Source organism: Actinomadura fibrosa (assembly GCF_900659615.1).
GTDB classification, from domain to species: Bacteria; Actinomycetota; Actinomycetes; order Streptosporangiales; family Streptosporangiaceae; genus Spirillospora; species Spirillospora fibrosa.
On the sequence record NZ_CAACUY010000008.1, the window covers coordinates 55,212 to 81,788 of the forward strand.

Annotated in this window: 20 protein-coding genes; 12 read left to right on the top strand and 8 right to left on the bottom strand. The window is 72.1% G+C overall.

The window, feature by feature from the left end:
* The first annotated feature begins 22 nt into the window (after positions 1-22).
* The gene (locus E1300_RS05335) at positions 23-805 is read left to right on the top strand and encodes a class III extradiol dioxygenase subunit B-like domain-containing protein (protein ID WP_207399493.1); all 783 of its coding nucleotides are present in this window, start codon (positions 23-25) and stop codon (positions 803-805) included.
* Between the two features lie 40 nt (positions 806-845).
* On the opposite strand, the gene E1300_RS05340 is transcribed toward E1300_RS05335, so the two are convergent.
* Positions 846-1,073 carry an antitoxin gene (locus E1300_RS05340; RefSeq protein WP_242618951.1) on the bottom strand — a complete coding sequence of 76 codons (228 nt, stop codon included), beginning with the start codon at positions 1,071-1,073 and terminating at the stop codon, positions 846-848.
* A 104-nt stretch (positions 1,074-1,177) separates the two neighbouring features.
* On the opposite strand from E1300_RS05340, the gene miaA reads away from it, so the two are divergent.
* Positions 1,178-2,068 (top strand): tRNA (adenosine(37)-N6)-dimethylallyltransferase MiaA, encoded by an 891-nt coding sequence (gene miaA / locus E1300_RS05345; RefSeq protein WP_131755791.1) that lies wholly within the window; start codon positions 1,178-1,180, stop codon positions 2,066-2,068.
* 78 nt (positions 2,069-2,146) lie between these two features.
* A complete protein-coding gene (dapF, locus tag E1300_RS05350) occupies positions 2,147-2,968 on the top strand; it encodes a diaminopimelate epimerase (RefSeq protein WP_131755747.1) in 822 nt (273 codons plus the stop codon).
* A 281-nt stretch (positions 2,969-3,249) separates the two neighbouring features.
* Here the strand turns inward: dapF and E1300_RS05355 are convergent, their stop codons facing one another.
* Positions 3,250-5,211: a sensor histidine kinase gene (locus E1300_RS05355; protein ID WP_131755748.1), complete on the bottom strand. Its 1,962-nt coding sequence runs from the start codon at positions 5,209-5,211 to the stop codon at positions 3,250-3,252.
* Between the two features lie 562 nt (positions 5,212-5,773).
* Positions 5,774-6,385: a TetR/AcrR family transcriptional regulator gene (locus tag E1300_RS05360; protein ID WP_131755749.1), complete on the bottom strand. Its 612-nt coding sequence runs from the start codon at positions 6,383-6,385 to the stop codon at positions 5,774-5,776.
* A gap of 99 nt (positions 6,386-6,484) precedes the next feature.
* Here E1300_RS05360 and E1300_RS05365 point away from each other — a divergent pair, with 99 nt between their 5' ends.
* From E1300_RS05365 to E1300_RS05385, 5 genes are all read left to right on the top strand, one after another.
* Entirely contained in the window at positions 6,485-7,480 is a 996-nt protein-coding gene (locus tag E1300_RS05365; RefSeq protein ID WP_207399494.1) for a hypothetical protein, read from the top strand.
* 143 nt (positions 7,481-7,623) lie between these two features.
* Positions 7,624-8,625, top strand: coding sequence for an ABC transporter permease (locus E1300_RS05370; RefSeq protein ID WP_131755751.1), 1,002 nt, complete (start codon positions 7,624-7,626; stop codon positions 8,623-8,625).
* On the top strand, positions 8,622-9,590 hold the full coding sequence (locus E1300_RS05375; protein ID WP_306440639.1) for an ABC transporter permease: 969 nt from the start codon (positions 8,622-8,624) through the stop codon (positions 9,588-9,590). Before E1300_RS05370 ends, E1300_RS05375 begins: the two co-directional genes overlap by 4 nt.
* Positions 9,587-11,728, top strand: a complete 2,142-nt coding sequence (locus E1300_RS05380) for a dipeptide ABC transporter ATP-binding protein (protein ID WP_131755752.1) — start codon at positions 9,587-9,589, stop codon at positions 11,726-11,728. The genes E1300_RS05375 and E1300_RS05380 overlap by 4 nt, the downstream gene beginning before the upstream one ends.
* On the top strand, positions 11,725-13,428 hold the full coding sequence (locus E1300_RS05385) for an ABC transporter family substrate-binding protein (protein WP_242618952.1): 1,704 nt from the start codon (positions 11,725-11,727) through the stop codon (positions 13,426-13,428). The genes E1300_RS05380 and E1300_RS05385 overlap by 4 nt, the downstream gene beginning before the upstream one ends.
* A 63-nt stretch (positions 13,429-13,491) precedes the next feature.
* On the opposite strand, the gene E1300_RS05390 is transcribed toward E1300_RS05385, so the two are convergent.
* The 5 genes from E1300_RS05390 to aceB all read right to left on the bottom strand — a co-directional run bounded on the left by E1300_RS05390 (position 13,492) and on the right by aceB (position 20,006).
* Positions 13,492-14,217, bottom strand: a complete 726-nt coding sequence (locus E1300_RS05390) for a hypothetical protein (RefSeq protein WP_131755753.1) — start codon at positions 14,215-14,217, stop codon at positions 13,492-13,494.
* 154 nt (positions 14,218-14,371) lie between these two features.
* Positions 14,372-15,658, bottom strand: a complete 1,287-nt coding sequence (locus E1300_RS05395) for a (Fe-S)-binding protein (protein WP_131755754.1) — start codon at positions 15,656-15,658, stop codon at positions 14,372-14,374.
* Positions 15,658-16,857, bottom strand: coding sequence for an FAD-binding oxidoreductase (locus E1300_RS05400; RefSeq protein WP_131755755.1), 1,200 nt, complete (start codon positions 16,855-16,857; stop codon positions 15,658-15,660). The genes E1300_RS05395 and E1300_RS05400 overlap by 1 nt, the downstream gene beginning before the upstream one ends.
* Positions 16,857-18,305, bottom strand: coding sequence for an FAD-linked oxidase C-terminal domain-containing protein (locus tag E1300_RS05405; protein ID WP_131755756.1), 1,449 nt, complete (start codon positions 18,303-18,305; stop codon positions 16,857-16,859). The genes E1300_RS05400 and E1300_RS05405 overlap by 1 nt, the downstream gene beginning before the upstream one ends.
* A gap of 93 nt (positions 18,306-18,398) precedes the next feature.
* The gene (gene aceB / locus E1300_RS05410; RefSeq protein ID WP_131755757.1) at positions 18,399-20,006 is read right to left on the bottom strand and encodes a malate synthase A; all 1,608 of its coding nucleotides are present in this window, start codon (positions 20,004-20,006) and stop codon (positions 18,399-18,401) included.
* A gap of 257 nt (positions 20,007-20,263) precedes the next feature.
* Between aceB and hflX the strand changes: the two genes are divergently transcribed.
* From hflX to E1300_RS05430, 4 genes are all read left to right on the top strand, one after another.
* Positions 20,264-21,691: a GTPase HflX gene (gene hflX, locus E1300_RS05415; RefSeq protein WP_131755758.1), complete on the top strand. Its 1,428-nt coding sequence runs from the start codon at positions 20,264-20,266 to the stop codon at positions 21,689-21,691.
* 601 nt (positions 21,692-22,292) lie between these two features.
* Positions 22,293-23,507 carry an imidazolonepropionase gene (gene hutI / locus E1300_RS05420; RefSeq protein WP_131755759.1) on the top strand — a complete coding sequence of 405 codons (1,215 nt, stop codon included), beginning with the start codon at positions 22,293-22,295 and terminating at the stop codon, positions 23,505-23,507.
* Between the two features lie 65 nt (positions 23,508-23,572).
* The gene (locus tag E1300_RS05425) at positions 23,573-24,418 is read left to right on the top strand and encodes a DegV family protein (protein ID WP_131755760.1); all 846 of its coding nucleotides are present in this window, start codon (positions 23,573-23,575) and stop codon (positions 24,416-24,418) included.
* An 81-nt stretch (positions 24,419-24,499) separates the two neighbouring features.
* A complete protein-coding gene (locus tag E1300_RS05430; protein WP_131755761.1) occupies positions 24,500-25,183 on the top strand; it encodes a ComEA family DNA-binding protein in 684 nt (227 codons plus the stop codon).
* The last annotated feature ends 1,394 nt before the right edge of the window (positions 25,184-26,577 follow it).

The window sequence follows — 26,577 nt, forward strand, 5'->3', positions numbered from 1 at the left end:
CCGGAGGGATGGAGGAAGCTGCGTGCTGATCTCGGCTGCGGTGTGCCCGCACCCGCCCGTTCTCGTGCCCGCCATGGCGGGCGAGGCGGCGCCGGAGCTGGACGGTCTGCGGGCCGCGTGCGACGAGGCCGTCCGGGGTCTCGGGGTCGCGTACGCGGACGCCGGGGTCCGTCCGCCCCGCCTGCGGGCCTCCACCGTGGACGTTCTGTTCGTCGTGGGCGGAGCCCAGGAGACCCGCGCTTACGGGCAGGACGCGTACGCGACGCTCCGTCCCTACGGTCTCGACTGGACGAGCCCAGTGGGCGACGGAGCGGAGGCTACGGAGGCTCTGCCGTTGTCACTCAGCATCGGGCACTGGCTACTACGCCGTCAGGAGGCCGGGGCAGGCGCCCGCTACCAATCGGTAGCGTTCGACGCGGAGCCCGAGGAGTGCCTTCGGCTCGGACGGCACCTGGCCGAATCCGCGGAGCGGGTGGCACTTCTCGTCATGGGTGATGGTTCGGCGTGCCGTTCCGAAAAGGCACCCGGATATCTCGATGAGCGGGCCGAGCCCCATGACGCGGCGGTGGCGCGCGCGCTGGAGAAGGCGGACATCGACGCTCTGGCCGCGCTGGATCCCGGTCTCGCCCACGACCTCTTGGCGGCCGGGCGGGCGGCGTGGCAGGTCCTCGCCGGTGCGGCCGGAGCCCGTGGAGGCTCGGGCCGCACCGGCGGATTCACGGGTCGGCTGCTCGCCGACGAGGCTCCGTACGGAGTGGGTTATCTCGTCGCCGCCTGGCGGAAGGAGCAGCGGACGGGCGCCTGAGGGGTGTCCCCTCGGCGCTCGGACGGATCGGGGCGCCCCGTCAGTGGGGCGCGTTCGGGCCCGGCATCCCCTCGTCGGACTGCGGCCCCATGCCGCCGGACTTGTCGATGTAGTCGCCGGCCTTGCCCTGGGCCATGTCCGTCTTGTCGGCGTACTTGCCGCCGGTCCTCTGGTCGAACATGTCCCCGCCCTTGTCGACGGCCTTCTTCGCCTTGTCGGGGTGCTGGCCGAGCATTTCCTTGACCTTGTCGACTATGGACATCGTCATCCCCCCGGATCCCTCGGTTCGGTGGCGCCGCGGTCAAGCGGACGCCCTGGCGGGACGATCCATACCCGTTCTGTTGCAACAATTCGCCTGTGACGTCACCAGTTGTGATCGCCGTGGTCGGAGCGACGGCGGCCGGCAAGTCCGACCTCGCCGTGGAGCTCGCCCTCCGCCTGGGCGGTGAGGCGGTCAACGCCGACTCGATGCAGCTCTACCGGGGGATGGACATCGGCACGGCCAAGCTGACCGCCGATGAGAGACGCGGCGTCCCGCACCATCTGCTGGACGTCTGGGACGTGACCGAGACCGCGAGCGTCGCCGAGTACCAGCGGCTCAGCGCCGATGTCATCGCAGGGGTCCGCGCGCGAAACCGGGTGCCGATCCTCGTCGGCGGATCCGGCCTGTACGTGCGCGCCGCACTGGACCACCTGGAGTTCCCCGGGACGGACCCGGCCGTCCGCGCCCGCCTGGAGGACGAGTTGGCAGAGGTGGGTTCCGCTGTACTGCACGAGCGGCTGAGCCAGCTCGACCCCCCTGCCGCGGAGGCGATCCTGCCGAGTAACGGGCGGCGGATCGTCCGCGCCCTGGAAGTGATCGAGATCTCCGGGCGTCCGTTCACCGCCACGATGCCGGAGCACCGCTACAGGTACGACTCCGTCGTCCAGATAGGGCTGAACGTGCCTCGCGACGAGCTGGACGAGCGGATCGCCCTGCGGGTGGAACGGATGTGGGACGCGGGTCTGGTGGACGAGGTCCGCGAGCTGGACAAGAAAGGGCTGCGGGACGGGCTGACCGCTGGACGGGCCCTCGGTTACGCCCAGGTACTCCGGTTCCTGTCAGGGGAGTGGACGGAGGAGCAGGCCAAGGCGGAGACGATCCGGGCCACTCGCCGCTTCGCACGCCGCCAGGAGTCGTGGTTCCGGCGCGATCCGCGCGTCCACTGGCTTCCCTACGACGCCCCCGATCTGGCGGAACGAGCCATGGACCTGGTGCGGTGACGCTACGGGCCGTCCTCCGGTGCCGGGCCGTCCTCCGGTGCCGGGATGGCCTCCCAGGTGAGGCAATACGATCGAAGGATGCGGTTTGTTAAGGGGCATGGCACCGAGAACGACTTCGTGATCCTGCCCGACCCGGACGGCGCCCTCGAACTCACGGCGGACGCCGTGGCGCGGCTGTGCGACCGGCGGGCCGGGATCGGCGCCGACGGCGTCCTGCGGGTCGTCCGGACGAAGGCCACCGAGTTCGACGGCGCGGGCGCCGAGTGGTTCATGGACTACCGGAACGCCGACGGCGGCATCGCCGAGATGTGCGGCAACGGGGCGCGGGTCTTCGCGCGCTACCTGGTCGACGCGGGCCTCGCCGAGCCCGGCGAGTGGGACATCGCCACCCGCGCGGGCCTCCGCCGCGTGACGCTGGGCCCGTCCGGGGACGTCAGCGTGGACATGGGCCCGCCGGAACTGCTCGGCACGGGCGAGGCGTCCATGGCCGGCGAGACCTTCGCGGGCGTGCGCGTGTCCATGGGCAACCCGCATCTCGCCTGCCGTGTGGACGGGCCGGTCACCGCACTGGACCTTTCGCGCGCCCCCCATTTCGACCCGCAGGTCTTCCCGGACGGCGTGAACGTCGAGTTCTTCCGTGCCGTCGGCGAGCGGCACCTGGAGATGCGCGTGTACGAGCGCGGTTCCGGTGAGACGCGCTCCTGCGGTACGGGCACCGTCGCGGTGGCGGCGGCCGCCGCATCGGAGCAGGGGACCGGGCGGATGTCCCTGCCGGAGGGGGAGTGGACCGTGGACGTTCCCGGTGGACGTGTGACGGTCACCCTTGACGGCAGGACCAGTCACCTGAAGGGCCCCGCGGTCCTCGTAGCGGACGGCGAGACCCGTCCCGGCTGGCTCTGACGCACCCCTACCGACCTGGGGTTCGACCCTGTTTCGGCTCGTCCCGGCTCGATCGGGACAACGGTCCCTCTGCACCGGGACCGGGGACGGCATAACTTTCTTCTTGCACACCCTCTGGTGAATGGCCCGTACGGACCGGGATGGGAGCCCCGGCGCCGTACGGAGCCCGAGGGCCGGTGGCGACCTTCTTGGCGGGGGGCGGTCACCGGCCCTCCCACCGGGAGGGGTTCCTCGACAGAAGCCCGCGGCGCGGCTCGCGGAAGCGGCTCGCAGGAGCAGGCCTAGGAGAGCGCCCCGTTGACGGGGAGCCGGGCGCGGACGAGGGTGCCGCCCTTCGGCCCGGGGCCCACGGTGCAGGATCCACCGAGTTCGGCGGCGCGCTCGCGCATGGAGGACATGCCGATGCCGGAACGCATGCTCATCGGCAACCCCACCCCGTTGTCGTTGACGGTGACGTGGAGGTCGCCGTTCAGGTACAGCCTCACCACGGCCGAGTCGGCGTTCGCGTGCCTGTGCACGTTGGTGAGGGCCTCCTGGACGATCCGGTACGCCGCCACCTCCGCCGCGGCGGGCAGGTGCTTGAGGTCGCCCTCGACATGAACGTCCACCTTCGGGCCGTCTCCGGTGGCGACGACCCCGCCCAGCGCTTGGATGGCCCCAGCCAGGCCGAGGTCGTCCAGGGCGGGTGGGCGCAGCCCGTAGACGAGCTCGCGGATGTCGCCGATGGTGCGTCCCATGGTCGCCCGGAGGTTCTCCAGGAGCGCGTCCACGGCCTGTGGGTCGGTCTTGAGGGTGATGCGGGCGGCGTCCACGGTCATGGCGAGGCTGGCCAGCGTGGGCCCGAGGCCGTCGTGCAGGTCGCGGCGCAGCCGGCGGCGCTCTTCCTCGCGCGTGCGCAGGATGTGCTCGCGGGAGCGCTGCACGTCGGCGGCGAGCCGGGCCGCGTTGGCCAGTTCGGCGAGGTTGCGGGCCAGGATGCCCGACAGGCGCGTGTCGGGCGGGCGGGTGACCCCGAACAGCAGCCGGCCGACCGGTTCGCCGTGCCACACCAGCGGGATGAGCTGCGGGCGGTCGCCGAGCACGCCGTCCTCGGCGGAGATCGTGCGGCCGTCGCGGTCCAGCACCTCGATCACGACGCCGGTGGCGTGCAGCGCCGAGCGCGCCACGTCGGCGGCGACGGCCAGGGCCGCGGCGGGGTCGGCGGCGGTCTGGAGCCGACGGTTGAGGCGGTCGGCGATCCGGTACGGGTCGCGCTCGCCGTGGATCAGCCCGTCCACGGCCCGCTGGAGCCGCCGCCGGACCGGCTCGAACACCGCGCCGGCCGCGATGGCCCCGACCAGGCCCGCCAGGGTGCCGCGCCCGGCGACCAGCAGGCTCGCGCCGCCGACCAGCGCGAAGTACACGCCGGTGATGACCACGACGAGCCCGGCGTAGACCAGCGTGCGGCTGACGACCAGGTCGATGTCGTACAGGCGGTAGCGGGTGATGGCGATCGCGACGCACAGCGGGATCGCCACGATGGTGATGTTGCGGAGCGGGTCGCCGATCGGGCTGTTCTCGCCGACGTAGATGATCCCCAGGGCGATGATGCCGGGGTAGACCACCCAGGCGATCTGCCGCCGGACGTCGGGCGAGGACCGCACGAACCGCACCAGCACCGATGCCAGGCTGCCGGCCAGGGTGGCGATGATCAGGACGCTGATCGGCACCGGGATGTCGGCGAAGGAGTAGACCGACACCCCGTTGTGGAAGCGCCGCACGTCCGGGTCGATCGTCAGGTGCACGCACACCACGGCCGGGACCGCGCACGCCATCAGCAGGACCGGCTTGAACCGCCGCGACACCAGCCGCCCGTCGGGGAAGATCAGCGGCAGGATCAGGGTCAGCACGTAGGTGTCGATCGCCCATAGCCACGTGCCGAGCCAGGTGAAGAACCCCGCCCCGGCCCAGTGGTGCAGCTCGAACCACGGCCCCAGGTTCAGCGTCAGGACGTAGGCGCCGGCGCTGACGCCCGAGCCGAGCATCACCCAGGCGACCCGCAGCCCCGGCCGGTACCGCAGCAGGATCGCGGCCGTCGGGGTCCACACCAGCGCGACGACGATCTCCGGATGCCACCACACCAGCCGTCGGCCGGCGGGCAGGAAACCGCCGAGGATCAGCGACGCGGTCACGGCCACGACCGCCGCCAGGGCGAGCGTGAACGCCGTGCGTCCCGCCCTGCGGTCGTGCTCCACCGTGTCCATCGCGCGCTCCCCGCCACCAAAGTAATGGAATGTTAAAACTTCCTGCTCCCTGTCCTGGAGTCGAAGGGGCGTCCGCCTCAGGACAGCGGGACCCCTCACTGCGGAGACTGTTCTCGTCGCGGAACGTGGACACGAGCCGCGGCGGTCCTCGCGGGAACCGGGAGGAAGCATTGGAAGTGCAGGTCAGAGGCCATCGGGCGCGCTGGGACCCGGCCCCGGGCGGCACGCTTCCCACCGGTGCCCGGCCGCACGGCGCGGGCGGCTGCTCCCGAGCTCACACAGGGGCGGGTTCGGAGCGCCGCCGGTGCCGACGGGTTAGGGGCGACCGAAATATCGGATGACCTTCGTATCGGCCATGCCGAGGGCACGGTAACGGTCATGACGCAATCTCCTGCGGCCGGCGGCGCACGCACGCGTTGGGACGCCCGTCGAGGGCACGGCGAGCACGGCGATGACCATGAATCGCATGGCCGGACGTCCGGACGTCCCTCGGTGGCGCGGTCGTACCCTGTCGTGGCACGGCCTCATGGTTGCGTGAACAGGGGTGTTCGGTCGAGTCCAGTCAGCCGAGCCGAGTCAGGACACTTGCCCGCGAAAGGGCCAGAACGCCGCGCTGCATCTCCTCAGGCGTGACATCGCCGAAGAGGAGGAACTGCAGGATGAACCCCGGCATGAGCCCGAAGAGCGTCTTGGTGACGGCCTCGACATCGGTGTCGGGAGGCAGCAGGCCCGACTCGACCAGGCGGCCGACGTAGCTCTTCCAGGTCTCCCGTAGGGCGGTCACGTTCTTCCGGACGTAGCGGCCCAGCTCGGGGTCGTACAGCGCGAGGCTCCACGCCTGGGGGGCGAGCCGCAGCGGGCCGTCCGGGCCGGCGAGACCGACGATCTTGGTCGCGAGCCGGACGGCCATCTCGTCCAGGGGGAGGACCGGGTCCTGGAGCGCGAGGTCGCTGAAGCAGGTCTGCAGGTCGCCGACCACCGTGGACATGATCGCGTCGATGATGCCGTTCTTGCTCTTGAAGTACCGGTAGACGGCGCCGGCCGAGAGCCCCGACTCCGCGAAGATGTCCTGCATGGACGTCTCGCGGATGCCCTTGCGGACGAAGCAGGCGCGCGCGGCGTCGAGGATCTGGCGGCGCCGCCGCTCCAGGTGCTCCTCGCTGACTCTCGGCATGCGGCCAATATAAAACGAACGTCCGTTCTTGACAAGGACGCGGGGCGCTGCGACGCTGGGGCACATAAGAGAACGAACATTCCTTTTATGGAGGCGGCCGTGAAGTCCTCCCTCGTCCAGCGCGCCCTCGGCATCGCCGTCGGGGCGGCGCTCCTGCAACTGCTCATGATCACCGCGTTCGCGTGGCCGTCCGCGCGGATCGCGCCGCGCGACGTCCCGATCGTCGTGACCGGCCCGGGCGCCGCCGCGGTCGCCGACCGGCTGGAACGCGAGCAGCCCGGCGCGTTCTCGGTCCGGACGCGCCGGGACGAGGCCGCCGCGCGCGCGGCGCTCGCCGACCGCGACGCCTACGGCGCCATCGTCACCACGCCGTCCGGGCCCAAGGTGCTCACCGCGTCCGCGGCCTCGCCGATGGTCGCCCAGCAGCTCGGGCTGATGGCCCAGAAGCTGGCGGCGGCCCAGGGCGGCGCGTCCGCCGCCCCCGCAGCGCCCGTCCAGGACGTGGTCGCGGCCGACGCCGACGACCCGCGCGGCGCCGGGTTCGGGGCCCTCGTCCTCCCGCTGGTCATGTCCGGCATCGCCGCCGCGGCCCTGCTGACGCTCGCCGTCCCCTCGATCGCGGCGCGGACGGTGGGCGCCGTCGTGTTCGCCGTCCTGGGCGGGCTCGGTTCGGCGGGCATCGCGCAAGGGTGGCTTTCGCTGCTTCCCGGCTCGTACCTGGCCGTGGCCGGAGTGATGGCGCTGGCCATCCTGGCGGTCTCGGGCACCGTCGTGGGGCTGTCGGCCGCTCTCGGACGCGCGGGGATCGGCGTCGGAGCCCTGCTCCTCCTGCTGCTCGGCAACCCCCTGTCGGCCGCCACGTCGGCGCCTGAGCTGCTTCCGCAGCCGTGGGGTGACCTGGGTCAGCTCCTCCCGCCCGGGGCGGCGGTGAGCCTGCTCAGGGCCACGGCGTTCTTCGACGGCGCCGGATCGGCCGGGCCGCTCGCCGTCCTGGCGGCCTGGGTCGCGGCCGGTGCGGCGCTGCTGGTCGTGGGCGGTCTCCGCGGCCGCGCGGCGAAGCAGACCGTGGCCGAGCGAGAGCCCGTCATGGCGTAGTTTTCGCCGTCCCCTGGACTCGTGCCGAGGCCGGGATTGAAACGGGGCTCGCCCGGTCCGGGCGAGCCCCGGCGTTTCCTCCGCGCCGTACGTGATGGGTCAGTAGCATTCTGTGACCATCGCATGTGCCGGGGAGGAGGAACATGGCGGCGTTCCTGCTGCGCCGGCTGGTGAACTACACCGCCCTGGTCGTCCTGGCGGCGAGCCTCGCCTACCTGCTCGCCGCCGCCGCGCTGAAGCCGCGCGCCAACTTCGAGGACCGCGCCCCCCGCCCGCCCGAGGCGGTCGTGGAGGCGCAGCTCACCCGGCTCAACCTCAACGACCGCACGCCCCTCGCCGACCGGTACCGCACCTGGGCCGGCGGCGTGCTCCACGGCGACTTCGGACGCACCTGGCAGGGGGAGCCGGTCACCGCCGAGCTGTGGCGGCGCCTCGGCGTCAGCCTGCGGCTCCTGCTCGCCGGGGCCGTCCTCGGGAGCGCGTTCGGGATCCTGCTCGGCGCCTACGCGGCCATCGCGCGCGGCCGGGCCGCCGACCGGCTGATCACGGTCGGCTCCTCCCTGCTGCTGGCCGTGCCCGTGTTCGTGCTCGCGGTGCTGCTGCAGATCGTCGCCGGCAAGGCCAACGACGCCACCGGCCTGCGGGTGTTCGAGTGGGTCGGCGAGTCGACGCCGGGCGCGTCCGACGGGCCCTTCGGCCCGCTCGGCGGGCTCGGCGACCGGTTCCGGCACCTCCTGCTGCCCACCGTCACGATCGCCCTCGCGCAGTTCGCCCTCTACAGCCGCTACCAGCGCAGCATGATGCTGGACGTCCTCCAGGCCGACTTCGTGCGCACGGCCCGCGCGAAGGGGCTGCGGCGGCGCGCCGCGCTGCTGCGGCACGGGTTGCGCACGGCGCTGATCCCGATGACCACGTACTTCGCCTACACCTTCGGCCTGCTGCTGCTCGGCGGCGTGTTCACCGAGAAGGCCTTCGGACGGCACGGCGTGGGCGAGTGGCTCGTCGACTCCATCAGCCGGGGCGACGTCAACGTGGTCGCGGCCGTCAACTGCCTCGCCGCGTGCGGGGTCCTGCTCGCGGGGCTCGTGTCGGACGTCCTCTACGGGGTCCTCGACCCCCGGGTCCGCACCGGGGCGGCCGTGTGACCGCGGACGTCGTCACGTGCGCCACCGAGCACGACTCCCGCGGCGGTCCCGGGCAGGGTCCGGACGAGGAGTTCGCCTGGAGATCCGGCACGCTCTTAGGGCGCGCCATCCGGACCGCGGCGCGCGCGCGGTGCGTGGCACGCAGCCGGCGGGCCGTCGCGGGTCTGATCCTGCTCGTCCTCCTGTTCGTCCTCGCCTTCGTGGGCCCGCTCGTCTCCCCGTGGGGCTGGGACGACACCGACTTCGCGGCGTTCCGGCAGGGCCCGTCCGTCCACCACTGGATGGGGACGACGCAGAGCGGACGCGACGTGTTCGCCCTGACCCTGCGCGGCATGCAGAAGTCGCTGCTCATCGGCCTGTTCGTCGCGGTCGTCTCCACCGGGCTCGCCGCCGCCGTCGGCACCGCGGCGGGGTTCGCGGGCGGCTGGCTCGACCGGACCCTGATGTGGGGCGTCGACCTGCTGCTCGTCCTGCCCTCGTTCCTCGTCATCGCCGTGCTGGCGCCGCAGACCGCGGGGACCTGGCCCACGCTCGTCCCGCTGCTCGCCGCGTTCCTCTGGATGATCACCGCCCGGGTGGTGCGGGCCATGACGATCTCGCTGCGCGAGCGCGAGTACGTGCTCGCGGCGCGGTTCCTCGGCGTGCGGGCGCCGCGCGTGATCGTCCGGCACATCCTGCCGCAGCTCGCGTCGCTGCTCGTCGTGGACGCGAGCGTGAACGTCAGCGTCGCGATCCTCGCCGAGAGCGGGCTGTCCGCCCTCGGCCTCGGCGTCCGGCCGCCGGACGTCTCCCTCGGCTCGCTCATCGCCGACGGGCAGAGCGGCGCGACCGCCTACCCGTGGCCGTTCGGGTTCGCCGCCGGGCTGCTCGTCCTCATCGTCCTGGCGGTCAACCTGCTGGGGGACGGGTTGCGCGACGTCCTCGACCCCGCCTCCGGGCCCAGATGGACCGGCGGTGAGACGTGACCGTCCTGGAAGTCACCGGACTGCGCGTCACGTACGCGCCGGACGTGCGCGCCGTCCGCGGAGTGGACTTCGCGTTAGGGCCGGGCGAGGTGCTCGGTGTCGTGGGAGAGTCCGGCTCAGGGAAGACGGCCCTGGCCCTTGCCGTGATGGGTCTGCTCCCACCGGACGCACAGGTCGCGGGCTCCGTGCGGTTACGCGATGAGGAACTGCTGGGACGATCCGACGCTGACCTCTCCCGGATCCGCGGCAAGGACCTGACGATGGTGTTCCAGGATCCCCTGTCGGCGCTCACCCCCGTGTACCCGGTCGGCGACCAGATCGCCGAGACGATCCAGATCCACGCGGGCGCCACCCGCGCGGCGGCGCGCGCGCGGGCCGTCGAGTTGCTGGACCTCGTCGGCATACCCGCCGCGGCGCGGCGGGCCCGCGCGTACCCGCACGAGTTCTCCGGGGGCATGCGGCAGCGCGTGATGATCGCGATGGCGATCGCCAACGATCCGGTCGCGATCGTCGCGGACGAGCCGACCACCGCGCTCGACATGACCATCCAGGCCCAGGTCCTGGAGGTGCTGCGCGTCGCCAAGGAGGCCACGGGCGCCGCGATCGTCCTGATCACGCACGATCTCGGGGTGGTCGCCGGGTTCGCCGACCGCGTCATGGTGATGTACGCGGGCCGGGCCGTGGAGACCGGCCCGGTCGAGGAGATGTACCGCCGCCCGCGCATGCCGTACACGATCGGGCTGATGCAGTCGCTGCCCCGCATCGACGGCGCCGTGTGGACGCCGGCGGGCGGCGACCCCTGGCGCGGTGGGCGGATGGCGCCGATCGAGAGCGCGTCTCCGACCGCTTCCGCCGCGGGGAGCACCGGGTGCTCGTTCCGGCCGCGCTGCCCCGTCGCCGTGCTCGGCTGCGCGGACGGCGAGCCCGAACCCGCCGTGGTCGGCCCGTCCGGGCACACGGCCGCGTGCGTGAACACCGCGGCGACCGCCGACCCCTCCGACGGTCTCCGTCCGGAGGAGGTGGTGCAGGACACCGCGTTGGCTGTGCCTCTCCCAGAGGACCCCTGCAACGTTGAGAAGCCCGCCGATCCTGTCCCGGTGCGCTCCTACCGGAACGAGCGTCCCGTCGTCCTCTACGTGGACGACCTCGTCCGGCACCACCAGCTCTACCGGGGGAGGTTCTTCAGGCGCCGTGCCGGCACCGTGCACGCGGTGGACGGTGTCGGGTTCGACGTCCGGGTGGGGGAGACGCTCGCCCTGGTGGGCGAGTCCGGGTGCGGGAAGACCACGGCGCTGATGGAGATCCTGAGGCTGGCCCGTCCGCAGCGGGGACGCGTCGCCGTCCTCGGCCAGGACACGGCCGAGCTCCGGAGCGCCGGCCGCAAAGCCCTGAGACGTGACGTCCAGGTCGTCTTCCAGGACCCCTTCACCTCGCTGGACCCGCGGATGCGTGTCGCCGACATCCTCGCGGAGCCGCTGGTGACGCACGGCGTGCCCGCGTTCCAGATCGGCGGCCGCGTACGTGAACTGCTGGAACTCGTCGGCTTGGAGCCCGGCCACGCGGGACGGTACCCGCAGGGCCTCTCCGGCGGGCAGAGACAGCGCGTCGGAATCGCCAGGGCCCTCGCACTGGAACCGCAGTTGTTGCTCCTCGACGAGCCCGTCGCTGCTTTGGACGTGTCGGTCCAGGCCGGTGTCATGGACCTCCTGGAGGAACTGCGCGCTCGAATCGGCCTGGCGTACCTGTTCGTCTCGCACGACCTCGCTGTGGTCAGGCGGATCGCTCACCGGGTGGCCGTCATGTACCTGGGGCGGATCGTGGAGATCGGTGCCGTGGACGAGGTGTACGACGCCCCCGCTCACCCTTACACGCGCGCGCTTCTGGACGCCGTCCCGCTGCCCGATCCCTTCCTGGAGCGACGTCGCCTCCGTACGCCTCTCCAGGGCGAGTTGCCGGATCCGGCGGCCCCGCCGGCGGGGTGCCGGTTCCGTCCCCGGTGTCCGCGCTATGCCGGACTCACCGGTGACGAAGGCCGCCTCTGCGACGAACGCGACCCGGAACCGCAGCCCATCATGACCGCCATGGACAGGCACGTCGCGTGTCACCACCCCCTCGCCCACCCTGGAGCCGATCAGTGAGATGGCTCGTGCGCGCGCGCCGCACGAACGCGGTCGCGGCCTGCCTGGCCGTGGTCATCCTGCCCGCGAGTGGCTGCACGGACATGGGCCGGAGCAGATCGGCGACGTACGCCTCCGGGAGGCTTCCCGCCTCCGACACCAATCCGCAGCCCCGTGACCGCATCACCAACGGCGGGACCCTGCGCTGGCCGCTGCCGGAATTCCCGTCCCAGTGGAACTTCAACCACGTCAACGGGACGAAGGGCGTCGTCGAGCAGGTCGTCCAGGGAGCGCTGCCCTACCTGATGCGCTCCGACCGGAAGGCGGTACCGCATCCGGTTCCGGAGTACCTCGAATCGGCCAAGCTGAGGCGCACCGCGCACGGCCAGGTCGTCACCTACCGGCTCAACCCCCGGGCGAGATGGTCGGACGGGCGGCCCCTCGGCTACCGCGACTTCGCCGCCCAGGTCCACGCCCTCTCCGGACGCGACCCGAGGTTCCAGGTGTCCACCGTCACCGGTTACCGGCAGGTCAAGCGTGTCGTGCAGGGAACCGGCGGCAACGTGGTCAAGGTGACCTTCGCGGGGACGTACGCGGACTGGCGGAGCCTGTTCAGCCCCCTCTACCCGGCCGCGGCCTACTCCGAGCCGTCCGCGTTCAACACCGCGTGGGTCGACCGCATGCCCGTCACGGCCGGGCCGTTCAGACCCGAGACGATCGACCGGACCGCGAAGACGCTGACCATGGTGCGCGATCCCGCGTGGTGGGGCCCGCCCGCCAAGCTCGACCGCATCGTCTACCGGACCATCGACCCCGCCGCGATGCCCGCCGCGTTCGCGAACAACGAGATCGACCTGATGGACGTCGGCCTGGACGCGGGCGCGCTGCACCGGGCGATGGGCGTCCAGGGCGCCGCCGTCCGCAGGGCCGGCGGCCCCGACTGGCGGCACTTCACGTTCAACGCGGCCGGGCCCGTCCTGTCCGACGCGCGCGTCCGGCGGGCGGTCATGCTCGGCATCGACCGCCGGACGATCGCCCGGTCCGACCTGTCGGGCCTGGACGTGCCGGTGCAGACGCTCGGAAACCACTTCTACGTCAACACCCAGGACGGCTACCAGGACAACTCGGGTTCGTACGGTCGCTACGACCCGGTAAGGGCCGGACGCCTCCTGGACAAGGCGGGCTGGGCGCGGAGCGGCAAGTACCGCGCCAAGGGCGGACGGATCCTGGCACTGCGGTTCGTCGTGCCGTCCGGTGTGCCCGGTGGCAAGCAGGAGGGCGAGCTGACGCGCGCCATGCTCGAACGCATCGGTGTCCGGGTCGACATCCGGCCCGTCCCCGCCGACGACGTCTTCGACCGCTACGTCACCCCCGGCGATTTCGACATCGTCCCGTTCTCCTGGCTCGGCACGTCGTTCCCCGTGTCGCCGATGAAGTCGGTGTTCGCGCGACCGCACGGCGACCGCATCCAGCAGAACTACGCGCGCACGGGGACGTCCGCGATCGACGCGGCGATGGACCGCGCGATCGCGGAGGTCGAACCTGGGAGGATTCACGCCCTTGTGAACGAAGCCGACCGGCTGATCTGGCGGCAGGCGTTCGTCCTGCCGCTGTACCAGCGTCCCCAGATCGTGGCGACGCGGGCGGATCTCGCCAACATGGGGGCCTGCGGGTTTCTTGAACCCGCCTACCAGGACATCGGCTTCACGAATCGCGGCTGAGCGGCCGCCGCCGTTGGCGGCCATGGGAACGTCCCTAGGAGGGACGCGCTTCTCCCCGGGGCTTCACGGGAGGGCGAGCTCGATGCCCTTGCGGTCGCTCGTGAAACGGGCGTTCCACACGTAGAGCCGCAGGTCCTTCGCGGACACGCCGTCCTCGACGGGCAGATCGGAGGCGATCCGCACCACGTAGGAGGCGCCCGCGGGCATCATCGTGTCGCCGGCGTCGTCGAACGGCGGCTTGGACCCGTCGAGCCGGGCGGTGACCTTGCTGTGGTTGGGCAGCGTGCACATCCCGGCCGGGATGCCCGCCTGCGGCATGCACCGCTCCCGCGCGGACGCCGGGACCCGCGAGCGCGGCATGAACAGGTCCGCGGGGTAGTCGAGAAGGACGGGCCTGCGCTGGTTGTTGGTGAGGATGTAGTCGGCGTAGGCGTAGCTCGTCCCGGACGGCGGCGCCTCGGTGGGGCCGAGCGGGTGCCGGTCGGTGCCCGCCCTGACGGCCGCCAGGCTGTAGCCGTAGCCCTCCGGCGTGGTGAAGTTCAGTGGCGGGCCGGCCTTCGGGGCGGCCGTCGTGGCCACCGCCGCACCGGCGTCGCCCTGGCTGGCGAGCGAGGGCCGGGCGGTGCGGTCGCCGTCGCCCGCGCCCGGGCGGAGGTAGACGATCCCGGCCGCCACGGCGGCGATCCCGACCGCTCCGGTCAGCGCCCCGGCGAGGCCCAGGCGCCCCGCGCCACTGCTCTTTCGTCGGCGATGCGAGTGGTACCTGTTCGACTCGTAACCGTTGGACATGTCTCCGTGCTCCCTCGGCCCTCTTCAGGCTCAGTAAGCGCGTCCTGTCTGCGGGGCCAGTCACGATACAGGACATCTCGGATACGGACCGGGAGGCGCCCCTGGTCGAACACCGGACGAACGGGCAGGTCAGGAGCTCAGTTCGGACGGCGGTTCACTCCGGGCGGCCGACGAGGGCCTCCCGGCCGAGACCGCGCAGCGAGGCGTCCAGCACCTGCGCGGTGTGCGCGACCGCGATGCCGGTGCCTCCGCGGCGCAGCGCCGTCGCGATCTGCATCGAGCAGCCGGGGTTGGCGGCGACGAGCAGTTCGGCCCCGGTGGCGTCCACGTTCGCCGCCTTGCGGTCGCCGAGCTCGGCCGCCGCCTCCGGCTGGAGCAGGTTGTAGGTGCCGGCCGAGCCGCAGCAGATGTCGGGGTCGGCGACCTCCCGCACGGTCAGCTCCGGGATGCCCGCGAGCAGCGCGCGGGGCTGCGCGCGGATGCCCTGGGCGTGGGAGAGGTGGCAGGCGTCGTGGTAGGCGACGGTGACCGGAAGTGGCCCGCGTTCCGCGCGGGGGCCGAGTTCCACGAGGAACTCCGCGAGGTCCCGGGTCCTGGCGGATAGCGCCTCCGCACGCGCCGACCAGGACGGGTCGTCCGCGAGCAGCGCCTGGTACTCCTTCATCGCCGACCCGCATCCGGCCGAGTTCACCACGATGACGTCGACGCTCTCGAAGGTCTCGACCGTCCGGCGGGCGAAGGCGCGGGCCTCCTCCTCGCGTCCCGCGTGCAGGGACAGGGCGCCGCAGCAGCCCTGCCCCTTGGGGATGACCACGTCGCACCCTTCGAGCGCCAGGACGCGGGCCGTGGCGGCGTTCACGCCGGGAAAGAACTCGCCCTGCACGCATCCGGTCAGCATCCCGACCGTGGCGCGGTGCTTGCCGCGGGCGGCGACGCGCTCGGGGAGCCTCGGGGCCTTGCCCAGCGGCGGGGCGAGCCGCTCCATCGCGGCGAGCGAGGGCGAGATGCGCTCCAGCACACCCGTTCGGCGGACGAGACGGTCCAGCCCCGCCTTCTGGTAGGCCCTCAGGGGACCGCGCAACGCGCGGAGGCGCCGCCTGTACGGGAACAGGCGAAAGATGGCCTCACGGACGAGCCGCTCCTGCAACGGACGAGGATGCTCCTGCTCGACCTCCGCCCGAGTCATCTCGATGAGCCGGTCGTACTGCACACCGGAGGGGCAGGCCGTCACGCAGGCCATGCATCCGAGGCACTTGTCGAAGTGCTCGACCATGGGGCCGCTCAGAGGGGCGCCCTCCGCGTGCTGCTGCATCAGGTGGATACGGCCCCGGGGCGAGTCCATCTCCTCGCCCCACAGGACGTAGGTGGGGCAGGTCGGCAGGCAGAAACCGCAGTGCACGCAGTCGCCGAGCAGTTTCGGGAGGTCGTCCTGGGCGCTCACTAGATACCTCCCACGAAGCGGCCGGGTGACAGGCGGTGGTCGGGGTCGAACTGGTCCTTCACGCGCCGCATCAGCGCGAGCGCCGGGACCGGCCCCCAGAAGTCGACTTCGCCGCGCACATCCTCCGGCGCGTACTGGACGACGGCGCGTCCCTTGTGCGCGGCCAGGGTGTCGCGCAGCGAGCCGAGGACAGCGGCCACCTCCGCCGGCGCCATTCCTGAGGGCAGGCCCACATGGCCATGGCCGCTCGCGTTCCAGGACACCGCGACCTCCGGTTGCGCTGTCGCGGCCAGGAGGTGGGGGAGCGCGGTGGGAGGGGCGGTCACATCGATGAGGGTGGTGCCGTCCGGGTAGACGCCCCATCCGTCCGGAGCCGTGTCCGTCACCTGGGCTGTATCACCAAGGAGAGTGGTGAGTTGCCCAGCGCGCGCGGCGACGCCCTCGGGGACGCCTTCCAGTAGGACGGCGACCGTCCCAGGGCTGAGGTATTCGAGCGCACTCGGCGCCACAGGGGAGTGCAGGACCGACTGGACGGCCTCGTGTGCCTCGCCGGGGTCACCCACCGAGCAGGTCACCCACGCACGGGCCGCCGGTACCGGATGGAGGCGGAACGTGACCTCCACGATCAATCCCAGGGTCCCGTAGGAACCGCAGAAGAGCCGTCCCAGGTCATATCCGGCGACGTTCTTGACGACCTTGCCGCCCGAACGGGCGATCTGCCCGTCCGCCCGCACGACCGTCAGGCCGATGACGAGATCGCGGGGCGTCCCGAACAGCGTCCGGAGCGGCCCTGCGGCGCCTGTAGCGACCGTGCCGCCGACCGTGGACCCCGGCAGCGGGACGTCGAGTGCGAGCCGCTGGCCACGGTCGGCGAGCGCCTCCGCGAGCCGGTCCATCGGCAGCCCCGCCTGCGCCTTCGCCACCAGGTCGCCGGACGCGTGCTCCACCAACGCGTCAAGGCGGTGCGTGTCCACGAGAAGGTCGCAGCGCCGCGGAGGCGTCCCCCAATCCAGCCGCGTCTCGGCACCGCGCGGAACGACCGCCAAGTCCAGTTCGGCGGCGACCCGCATGACCTCCGCCGCCTCCGCCACGCTCCCCGGCGCGGCCACCAGACTGGGTTCGACGCCGAGCACGCCCTCGGCGGACTCACCGGGACGGACGTCGCCGCAGACCTTCGCCAGGGCGTCCAAGGGCCGCATCAGAAGATGTCCGCCTTTCCCGCGAACGGATGGGGCCCTTTGCGCACCCCCGGCACCTCGCCACACAGCCGGGGCGTCGGGAAGACCTTGCCCGGGTTGCACAACCCCGCCGGATCGAAACCGCACCGCACCATCTGCATCGTGTCCAGGTCCGCCTCACTGAACATCCGGGGCATGTACCGGGCCTTGTCCACACCGACACCGTGCTCACCCGTGATGGAACCGCCATGCTCGATGCACAGATCGAGGATCGCGCCCGACACGTCCTCCGCGCGCTCGGCGGCGCCCGGCTCGGCGTCGTCGAACAGCACCAGCGGATGCAGGTTCCCGTCTCCCGCATGGAAGACGTTGGCGACCCGCACCCCCGACTCGGCCGACAGCGCGTCGATCCGGGCCAGGACCTGCGGGAGGGCCGTCCGGGGGATGACACCGTCCTGGACGAGGTAGGCGGGGCTGATCCGGCCGACGGCCGCGAACGCGGACTTGCGCCCCGTCCAGATCAGGGCCCGCTCGGCGTCGTCGGCGGCGATGCGGATCTCGAACGCGCCCGCGTCCCGGCACAGCCGCTCCACCTCGGCGAACTGCGCCGCGACCTCCGCCTCCGGCCCGTCCAGCTCCACGATCAGGACCGCCCCGGCGCCCGGCGGGTACCCGCAGCGCACCGCCGCCTCGGCGGCCTCGATCGACAGCGCGTCCATCATCTCGATCGCGGCCGGCACGACGCCCGCCCCGATGATCGCCGACACGGCGGTGCCGCCGGCCTCGATCGACGCGAACGCCGCCAGCAGCGTCTGCACGGTCTCCGGCACCCGCGTCAGCCGCACCGTGATCTTCGTGGTGACGCCCAGCGTCCCCTCCGCCCCGACGAACACCCCCAGCAGGTCGTACCCGGGGTCGCCCGCGGAGAGCTCGACCAGCTCGCCGTCCGGCGTCACGACCTCGCACGCGAGCACGTGGTGGGCGGTGAAGCCGTACTTCAGGCAGTGCGCGCCCCCGGAGTTCTCGGCGACGTTGCCGCCCACCGAGCAGATCTGCTGGCTGGACGGATCCGGCGCGAAGTAGTAGCCGTGCGGCCGCGCCGCCCGCGTCACGTCCAGATTGATCACGCCGGGCTCGACGACCGCCCGCTGGTTCGCGACGTCGATCTCCAGGATCCGCCGCATCCTGGACGTGACGATGAGAACCCCGTCCGCCCGCGGCAGCGCGCCGCCGGACAGGCCCGTCCCGGACCCGCGCGCCACGTACGGGACGCCCGCGTCCGCGCAGGCCCGGACGATCGCGGCGACCTGCTCGGCCGAGTCCGGCAGCACCACGACGCCCGGCGTCGCGCGGTGGTTGGTCAGCCCGTCGCAGTCGTAGGTGCGCAGCCGGACGGGATCGGTGATCACCTGGTCGGAGCCGAGCAACGCGCCGAGACGCGAGGCGAGCGCCTGAAGTTCCGCTTCCATCGCCTCCACCTTCTCCCCGCCGCCGGAACCCCCGCAAGAACCTGCCCGCTCCCCGCGGCGGGGGGACCGGGACCCCGGTCCCCCCGCGAACGGCTACGGCATCCGCTCGTACGCCGGGGTCGTCAGGAACTCGGAGTACTCGTCCGCGAGCGTGACCTCCTTGAACAGGGTGACGGCCTGGTTGTAGCGGGGCTCGTTGAAGGCGTCGCCGAGCTCGGCGCGGATGTTCGCGAGCTCCTCCTCCAGGATCCGCTCCACGAGCTCCTTGGTGACCTTCGGGCCGTCCTTCAGCTCGATGCCGTTGTAGATCCACTGCCACACCTGGGAGCGGGAGATCTCTGCGGTCGCGGCGTCCTCCATGAGGTTGTGGATCGCGACGGCGCCCGCGCCGTCCAGCCAGGTCGCGAGGTAGCGCAGCGCCACGTCGATGTTGTTGCGCAGGCCCGCCTCGGTGATGTCGCCCGGCGTCGCCGCCACGTTGAGCAGGTCGGCCGCGGAGACCTTCACGTCCTCGCGGAGCCGGTCCAGCTGGTTCGGCCGGTCGCCGAGGACGCCGTCGAACACCTCGCGGCAGATCGGGACGAGGTCGGGGTGCGCCACCCACGAGCCGTCGAAGCCGTCGCCGGACTCGCGGGTCTTGTCGGCCCGCACCTTCTCCAGCGCGACCTTGTTGACCTCCTCGTCCCGCCGGGACGGGATGAACGCCGCCATGCCGCCGATCGCGTGGGCGCCGCGCTTGTGGCAGGTGCGGACGAGCAGCTCGGTGTAGGCCCGCATGAACGGCGCCGTCATCGTGATCGCGTTGCGCTCCGGCAGGACGAACTCCGCGCCCCGGTCCCGGAACTTCTTGATCACCGAGAAGAGGTAGTCCCAGCGGCCCGCGTTGAGGCCCGCGGAGTGGTCGCGCAGCTCGTAGAGGATCTCCTCCATCTCGAACGCGGCCGGGATCGTCTCGATGAGCACGGTCGCGCGGATCGTGCCGCGCGGGATCTCCAGGATGTCCTGGGCGAGGTTGAAGGCGTCGTTCCAGAGGCGCGCCTCCAGGTGGCTCTCCATCTTCGGCAGGTAGAAGTAGGGGCCCTTGCCCTTGGCGAGCTGGCGGCGCGCGCTGTGGAAGAAGTAGAGCCCGAAGTCGAACAGCGACCCGGACATGGGCTCGCCGTCCACGAGCAGGTGCTTCTCCTCCATGTGCCACCCGCGCGGCCGGACGACGATGGTGGCGAGCTCGGAGTCGTCCTTCAGCGCGTACGACTTGCCGCTCTTCGGGTCGGTGAAGTCGATCGTCCGGTCGAGGGCGTCCCGCAGATTGAGCTGCCCCTCGATCATGTTGGTCCACAGCGGGGTGTTGGCGTCCTCGAAGTCGGCCAGCCACACCTTGGCGCCCGAGTTCAGCGCGTTGATCGTCATCTTCCGGTCCGTGGGACCGGTGATCTCGACGCGGCGGTCCGCCAGGCCGGGCGCCGGCGCGGCCACCCGCCAGGTGTCGTCGTTGCGGACGCCCGCCGTCTCGGGGAGGAAGTCCAGCGTGCCGCCCTCGGACAGCTTCCGCTGCCGCTCGGCGCGCGCCTGGAGCAGCTCCTTGCGCCGTCCGCCGAACTCCCGCTGGAGGGCGGCGAGCAGGCCGAGCGCCTCGGGCGTCAGGATCTCCTCGTACCGCTCGCCGAGGGGCCCGGTCACCTCGATGCCTTCAAGTCCAGCCATCTGCCTGCCCTTTCGTATCGTGAAATTCGACTTCTGTCTCGTGGAGAACGCTACTCGGCGGTACGAAGGACGGTCAAAGCGGGGCACCCCCAACGACGCCATGGACCGTCCCTGGCCGCGAGCCCCTCACCACCTCCGGAGCCACGTTCCCGTGGACCACCCCCCGAACCACCGGTTAACCGCGTGACCACGCAGGACGGCGCGTGAGACCATCGCGGGGAAGATACGGCCGCCCCGCGGCGTTCGACTGAGGACATATGACTCAACCTTTCTCTGTGAACCAGACCCCGGACGACCTCGACATCGAGCCCATGACGGGAGACCTCGACCTAGAGGACCGTCGAGCGCTCCGGCGCGTCGCCGGCCTGTCCACCGAACTCACCGACATCACCGAGGTCGAGTACCGCGCCCTGCGGCTGGAGCGGGTCGTCCTCGTGGGCGTCTGGGTCGAGGGAACGGCCGAGATGGCCGAGAACTCCCTGCGCGAGCTGGCGCTGCTCGCCGAGACGGCGGGCTCGGAGGTCCTGGAGGGCCTCGTCCAGCGCCGCTCCCGCCCCGACCCCGCCACCTACATCGGCTCCGGCAAGGCCGCCGAACTGCGCGACGTCGTCATCGCCACCGGCGCCGACACCGTCATCTGCGACGGCGAGCTGGCCCCGAGCCAGCTCCGGCACCTGGAGGAGACCGTCCAGGTCAAGGTCATCGACCGGACCGCGCTGATCCTCGACATCTTCGCCCAGCACGCCAAGAGCCGCGAGGGCAAGGCACAGGTCGAGCTGGCCCAGCTCAACTACCTCCTGCCGCGCCTGCGCGGCTGGGGCGGCAACCTGTCCCGGCAGGTCGGCGGGCGCGCCGCCGGCGGCGTCGGCATCGGCGGCCGCGGGCCCGGCGAGACCAAGATCGAGCTGGACCGGCGGCGGATCCGCACCCGGATGGCCAAGCTGCGCCGGCAGATCGCCGAGATGTCCAAGGCGCGCGACACCAAGCGCGGCGAGCGCCGCCGCAACGAGGTGCCCGCCGTCGCCATCGCCGGCTACACCAACGCCGGCAAGTCGTCGCTGCTCAACCGGCTGACCGGTGCCGGAGTCCTGGTGGAGAACGCCCTGTTCGCCACCCTCGACCCCACCGTCCGCCGGGCGGAGACGCCGGGCGGCCGCGCCTACACCCTGGCCGACACGGTCGGGTTCGTCCGCCACCTCCCGCACCAGCTCGTCGAGGCGTTCCGCTCGACGCTGGAGGAGGTCACCGACGCCGGGCTCATCCTGCACGTCGTGGACGGCTCCGACCCCGACCCCGAGGCGCAGCTCGACGCGGTCCGCGAGGTGCTCCGCGAGATCGGCGCCGACCGGATCCCCGAGCTCGTCGTCATCAACAAGGCCGACGCCGCCGACGATCTCGCGATCGCCCGGCTCCAGCGCCGCGAGCCGCACAGCGTCGTCGTGTCCGCCCGCACCGGGTTCGGCATCGAGGACCTGCGCGCCGCGATCGAGGCGGACCTGCCCGGCCTGGAGAGCGAGCTCCACGTCCTCGTGCCCTACGACCGGGGCGACCTGGTCGCGCAGGTCCACGAGCGCGGCGAGGTGCTCAAGCAGGAGCACATCGCCGAGGGCACCGTGCTGCACGCCAGGCTCCCCGGCGACCTCGCCGGAGAGCTGGCCAGGTACGAGACGGCCCCGTCCGCCTGAGCGCACGCCGTCGTCCGGCCGGGCCCCGACGCCCGGCCGGACGGCGCGTCCTCGCGTCCGAAAAGGGTGTTCGGGTTGACCGCAAGTGGACGCGAGGCTGATCTCGGTCGCCGAACGGTGACAGCTTCCCCATTTCGCTTGACGGTTCCGTTGAAATCCGTACGGTCGTAGAGCTAAGGGCGGGGTGATGGCTGTCGATGCGCTGCGACCAGGATTTCCACGGCTTACTGAGCGAGCCGCGAGCTCTGTCGGCATGCGCCCGCCGCGGCGCCGCCCGGCCCGTCCGGGCCGCCGCCGGCCGTCCGCGGGGAACTCTGGCCGGGACGGAGGCGTTCGACGACCAGAGGTTGTCGGACGGGCCTCCAGTGCACTACCGTGACGAAACCGATATCTCCGGTCTCGTTGCCTGTGGTGGTCACGCGATCACCCGGCCCTCCAGTGATTCGCCGGCACCCAGTCGGCGCTTCGGATCGAGAGCAGGTGGCCCACTTCATGGCACGTCCCCACGCCGGAACGAGGACAGGCGGCCCGCTGCTCCAACCCCTCTCGGCGTCCGGTTCCGCGCCCTGCGGCGCGACGCTCCACCCAGGTCGGTGACCCTATGACGGTACGGCTGTTGACGAACATCGGCAGGCTCTGGACCGGCACCGACGTCTGCAGCAACGCCGCCGTCCTCATCCACGACGACCGGATCGTCTGGGCCGGACCCGCGTCCGACCTGCCCCAGAGCGTCCCCGGCATCATCGACGACATCGTCGACGTCGACCACGTGGAGAACCTCGGCGGCGGGCTGGTCACGCCCGGCCTCATCGACGCGCACTCGCACCCCGTCTACGCGGGCAACCGCTGGGCCGAGCTCGCGATGCGCACCAGCGGCTCGTCCCATTCGGCCATCGCCGCGGCGGGCGGCGGCGTCAACTCCACCGTGACCGTCACCCGCGGCACCGACCCCTGGACCCTGTGCAACGGCGTCCGCGAACGCCTGCGCCAGTGGATCCTCGCCGGGACGACCACGGTCGAGGCCAAGACCGGCTACCACCTCACCCGCGACGGCGAGCTCGCCGACATCCGCATGCTGCGCTCGCTCGAAGGCGAGCCGTCCATGCCGCGGATCCACGCGACGTTCCTCGCCGCCCACATCCTCCCGCCGGAGTTCTTCGGACGCCGCCGCGACTACATCGAGGCCGTCCGCCTCTGGGCGGGCGACGCCGCCGTCGCCGGCGCCGACAGCATCGACGTCTACTGCGACGAGGGCCACTTCACCGCCGAGGAGGCCCGCGCCCTCCTGCTCACCGGCAAGCGCGCCGGCCTCAAGGCCCGCATGCACGCCTGCGCCAACGAGCGCATCGGCGCCGCCCAGGTCGCCGCCGAGGTCGGCTGCGCCTCCGCCGACCTGCTCACCCAGGCCAACGACGACGACATCAAGGCCCTCGCCCACGCCGGCGTCACCGCCACCGTCTGCCCCGGCAGCGCCCTGAACAGCAGCCGCGCCCCGGCGCCGGTCCGGCAGATGATCGACCGCGGCGTCACCGTCGCGCTCGGCACCGACCACAACCCCGGCCAGTGCGGCATCACGTCCATGCCGCTGGTCATCGGCCTGTCCGTCGCGATGTTCGGCCTCAGCGTCACCGAGGCCCTCCGCGCCGCCACCCTCGGCGGAGCCGCCGCCCTGCGTGTCGGCGACCGGGGCTCCCTCGCCCCGGGCATGCTCGCCGACATCGTCCTCTGGGACGCCGACCACGAGGGCGCGTTCGCGTGGGCGTTCGGCCTCCGCGCACTCCGCGTCTGGCGCGGCGGCGTCCCCGTCCAGCCCTAGGACGCGCCGGCGGTCGTTACAAGCCGGACATTTCACGACCGACCAGGAGGGGTAGGGTCCCCTCCATGGGCAGCGCGGTCGCGGTCATCACGGATTCAACCGCCTACCTCCCGCCGGGGCTCGCCGAACGGCACGGGCTGATCGTCGTCCCCCTCCAGGTCGCCGTGGGCGGCGTCATGCGGGACGAAGGCGACATCAGCACCGCCGAAGCGGCCCAGGCCATGAAGGAATGGCGCCCCGTCACCACGTCCCGCCCGGCCCCCGAACGGTTCGCGCACGCCTACAAGGCCGCCGCCGGCACGGGCGCGACCGAGATCGTCTCCGTCCACCTGTCGGCCGCCCTCTCCGGAACGATCGAGGCCGCCCGCCTCGCCGCCGAGGACGCGCCCGTACCCGTCCGGGTCGTCGACAGCGGCACCATCGGACTGGGCCTCGGCTTCGCCGCCCTCTCCGCCGCCGCGGCCGCCCTCTCCGGCGCCGACGGCCCCACCGCCGCCGCGGCCGCCCTCACCCGCGCCGAACGCTCCCGCTCCCTCATCTACGTCGACACCCTCGAACACCTCCGCCGCGGCGGCCGGATCGGCGCCGCCGCGTCCCTCGTCGGCTCGGCCCTCATGGTCAAACCGCTGCTCGGCATCGCCGACGGCACGATCGCGCCGCTGGAGAAGGTCCGCACGTCCTCCCGCGCCCTGGCACGGCTCGAGGAGATCGCCGTCGCCGAAGCGGGCGACCGCCGCGTCGACCTCGGCGTCCAGCACCTCGCCGCCGCCGCCCGCGCCGAGACCCTCGCGTCCCGCCTGCGCGAACGCATCCCGCACGTCGAGGACGTCTACGTCGGCGAGGTCGGCCCCGTGATCGGCGCCCACGTCGGCCCCGGCATGGTCGGCGTGGTGATCGCCCCCCAGCTCTGAGGCCCGGCGCCCGGCCGCGAAGTTATCCACAATTCCCGGACGCCCTGTCACTCACTCGCCGCCCTCCGTAACGTCGGTGGCATGAGCCAGGAACGCCTCCAGACCCTCGCAGACCGCCTGCGGACCTCGACCAGCACACCGGCCGCCACACCCCGCCCGAACGTCCGCATCCTCGTCCTGGTGGGCGTGGTCGCCTGCCTGGCCGCCGCCGGCTACCTCTGGGCGGCCCGCCCACGCCCCGCCCCGGCACCCGCCCCAGCTACGAACGCCACCCTCGCCACCGACCCGACGCCAGCCGCAGGCACCCCTGTCGGCTCGACCACCGGCACCTCGGTCGTGGTCCACGTCCTTGGCAAGGTGAAACACCCAGGCGTGATCACCCTCCCGCCCGGCTCCCGCGTCGCCGAAGCGATCAAAGCGGCCGGCGGCGTCCGCCCCGGCAACGACACGGGCACCCTCAACCTCGCTCGCAAGATCGTGGACGGCGAGCAGATCCCCGTAGGCATCCGCCCACCCTCACCCACCCCGCCGTCCAGCGGCGCCCCGCCGCCCACCCCAGGCACGTCCGCGAGCACCGCCCTAGACCTCAACGCCGCCACCGCCGAACAACTCGACCAACTCCCAGGCGTAGGCCCCGTCCTCGCCCAGCGCATCGTCGACTACCGCACCCAGCACGGCGCCTTCCGCTCAGTAGACCAACTCCAGGAAGTCAACGGCATAGGCGCCCGCCGCTTCGCCGACCTGAAAGCGAAGGTCCACGTATGACCCCGCCCCAAACACCCACGCAAAACTCACCCCAAGCACCCCACCCCAACAAACCGAACAAGACCCCAACACCACCCACCAAACAATCGCCCCAGCCCGCCCCCAACACCGCCTACCCAGCCCGCCCCCAACACCGCCTACCCAGCCCGCCCCCAACACCGCCTACCCAGACCTCACCCAACACCGCCTACCCAGCCCGCCCCCAACACCGCCTACCCAGACCTCACCCAACACCGCCTACCCAGACCTCACCCAACACCGCCACTCCCACCGCAGCCCGCCCCAACGCCAAACGCCTCGACGAAGCACACCCACACCGCGACTTCCGCGGAACACCCCCACGCACCGCCGCTCATCCAGCACCTGCGCCTCTGCACCCACGATGTCAACGACCACGTCCACCGCGCTGCTCAAGCGACACCGAACATCCCGCCGGTGTGCTCGCGAGGCCGAGCGTCTTCGCCGCACACCCCTGGCACAGCGCGACGCATCCAGCACCTGCGCCTCTGCACCTCCAGGATGTCCACGACCACGTCCGTCGCGCTGCTCAAGCCCGCACCGAACCTTCCGCCGGTGTGTTCGCGAGGCCGAGCGTCTTCGCCGCACACCCCTGGCACAGCGCGACGCATCCAGCAACCACGCGTCCTCACCACGTGGCCTTCGCGACGCCCGCCTCGGCGCAGCGCTCACCCAAACGCCTCGCGTCCCAGTGTGGAGCGCACACAGTGCCGGACGTCTCCATCGCCCAACTCTCGCGCGGCGCTACTTACCGAACGCCCGCGCATCTGCGCCACATGGTGTCCGCGACGCCCGCCCGACGCGGTTTCGGCTTGCACGAGACGTCCCGGCGGCGTACACGCGGCTGGGCGTCCAGGCGTGGTGCTCATGCGACGCGAGAGGACATGCGCGAGAGGACATGTTGGCGTGGTGCTTGTGGCGCTGGGCGTCGTCGCCGCGCAGCCTGGCAGGGCGCTACCGATCCGGCACCTGCACACGCTCGTCACGTGGTGTCGGCGACGCCTTGCCCGACGTCCTATGCGGCCCTGGACGTCGCGCTGCGACGGTCAGGCGGTGTCGGACGTATGCCCCGTGCAGCGTTTGTATGGAGCTGCTCTATCGAGCGTTCACGCTTTCACCAGGTGGTGTCCGCGACGCCATGTTGCTGCGGGCTCTTACGTGGTGCTGGACGTCTCAGCGTGAACGCTCACACAGCCAGCGCGCCCCGACGCGCACACTCACCTCGCTCACACGTCCGGTGGGCACACTCACCCCGTCCCCGTCCCCGTCCCCGTCCCCCGGTCCCGTCCCCGTCCCTCTGGAGCGCGTCCTGGCTCCTGTTGTCGTGGAGAGTTGGGCGGGGTGCTCACTTGGAGCGCGCGCCTCTGCGCCACGGC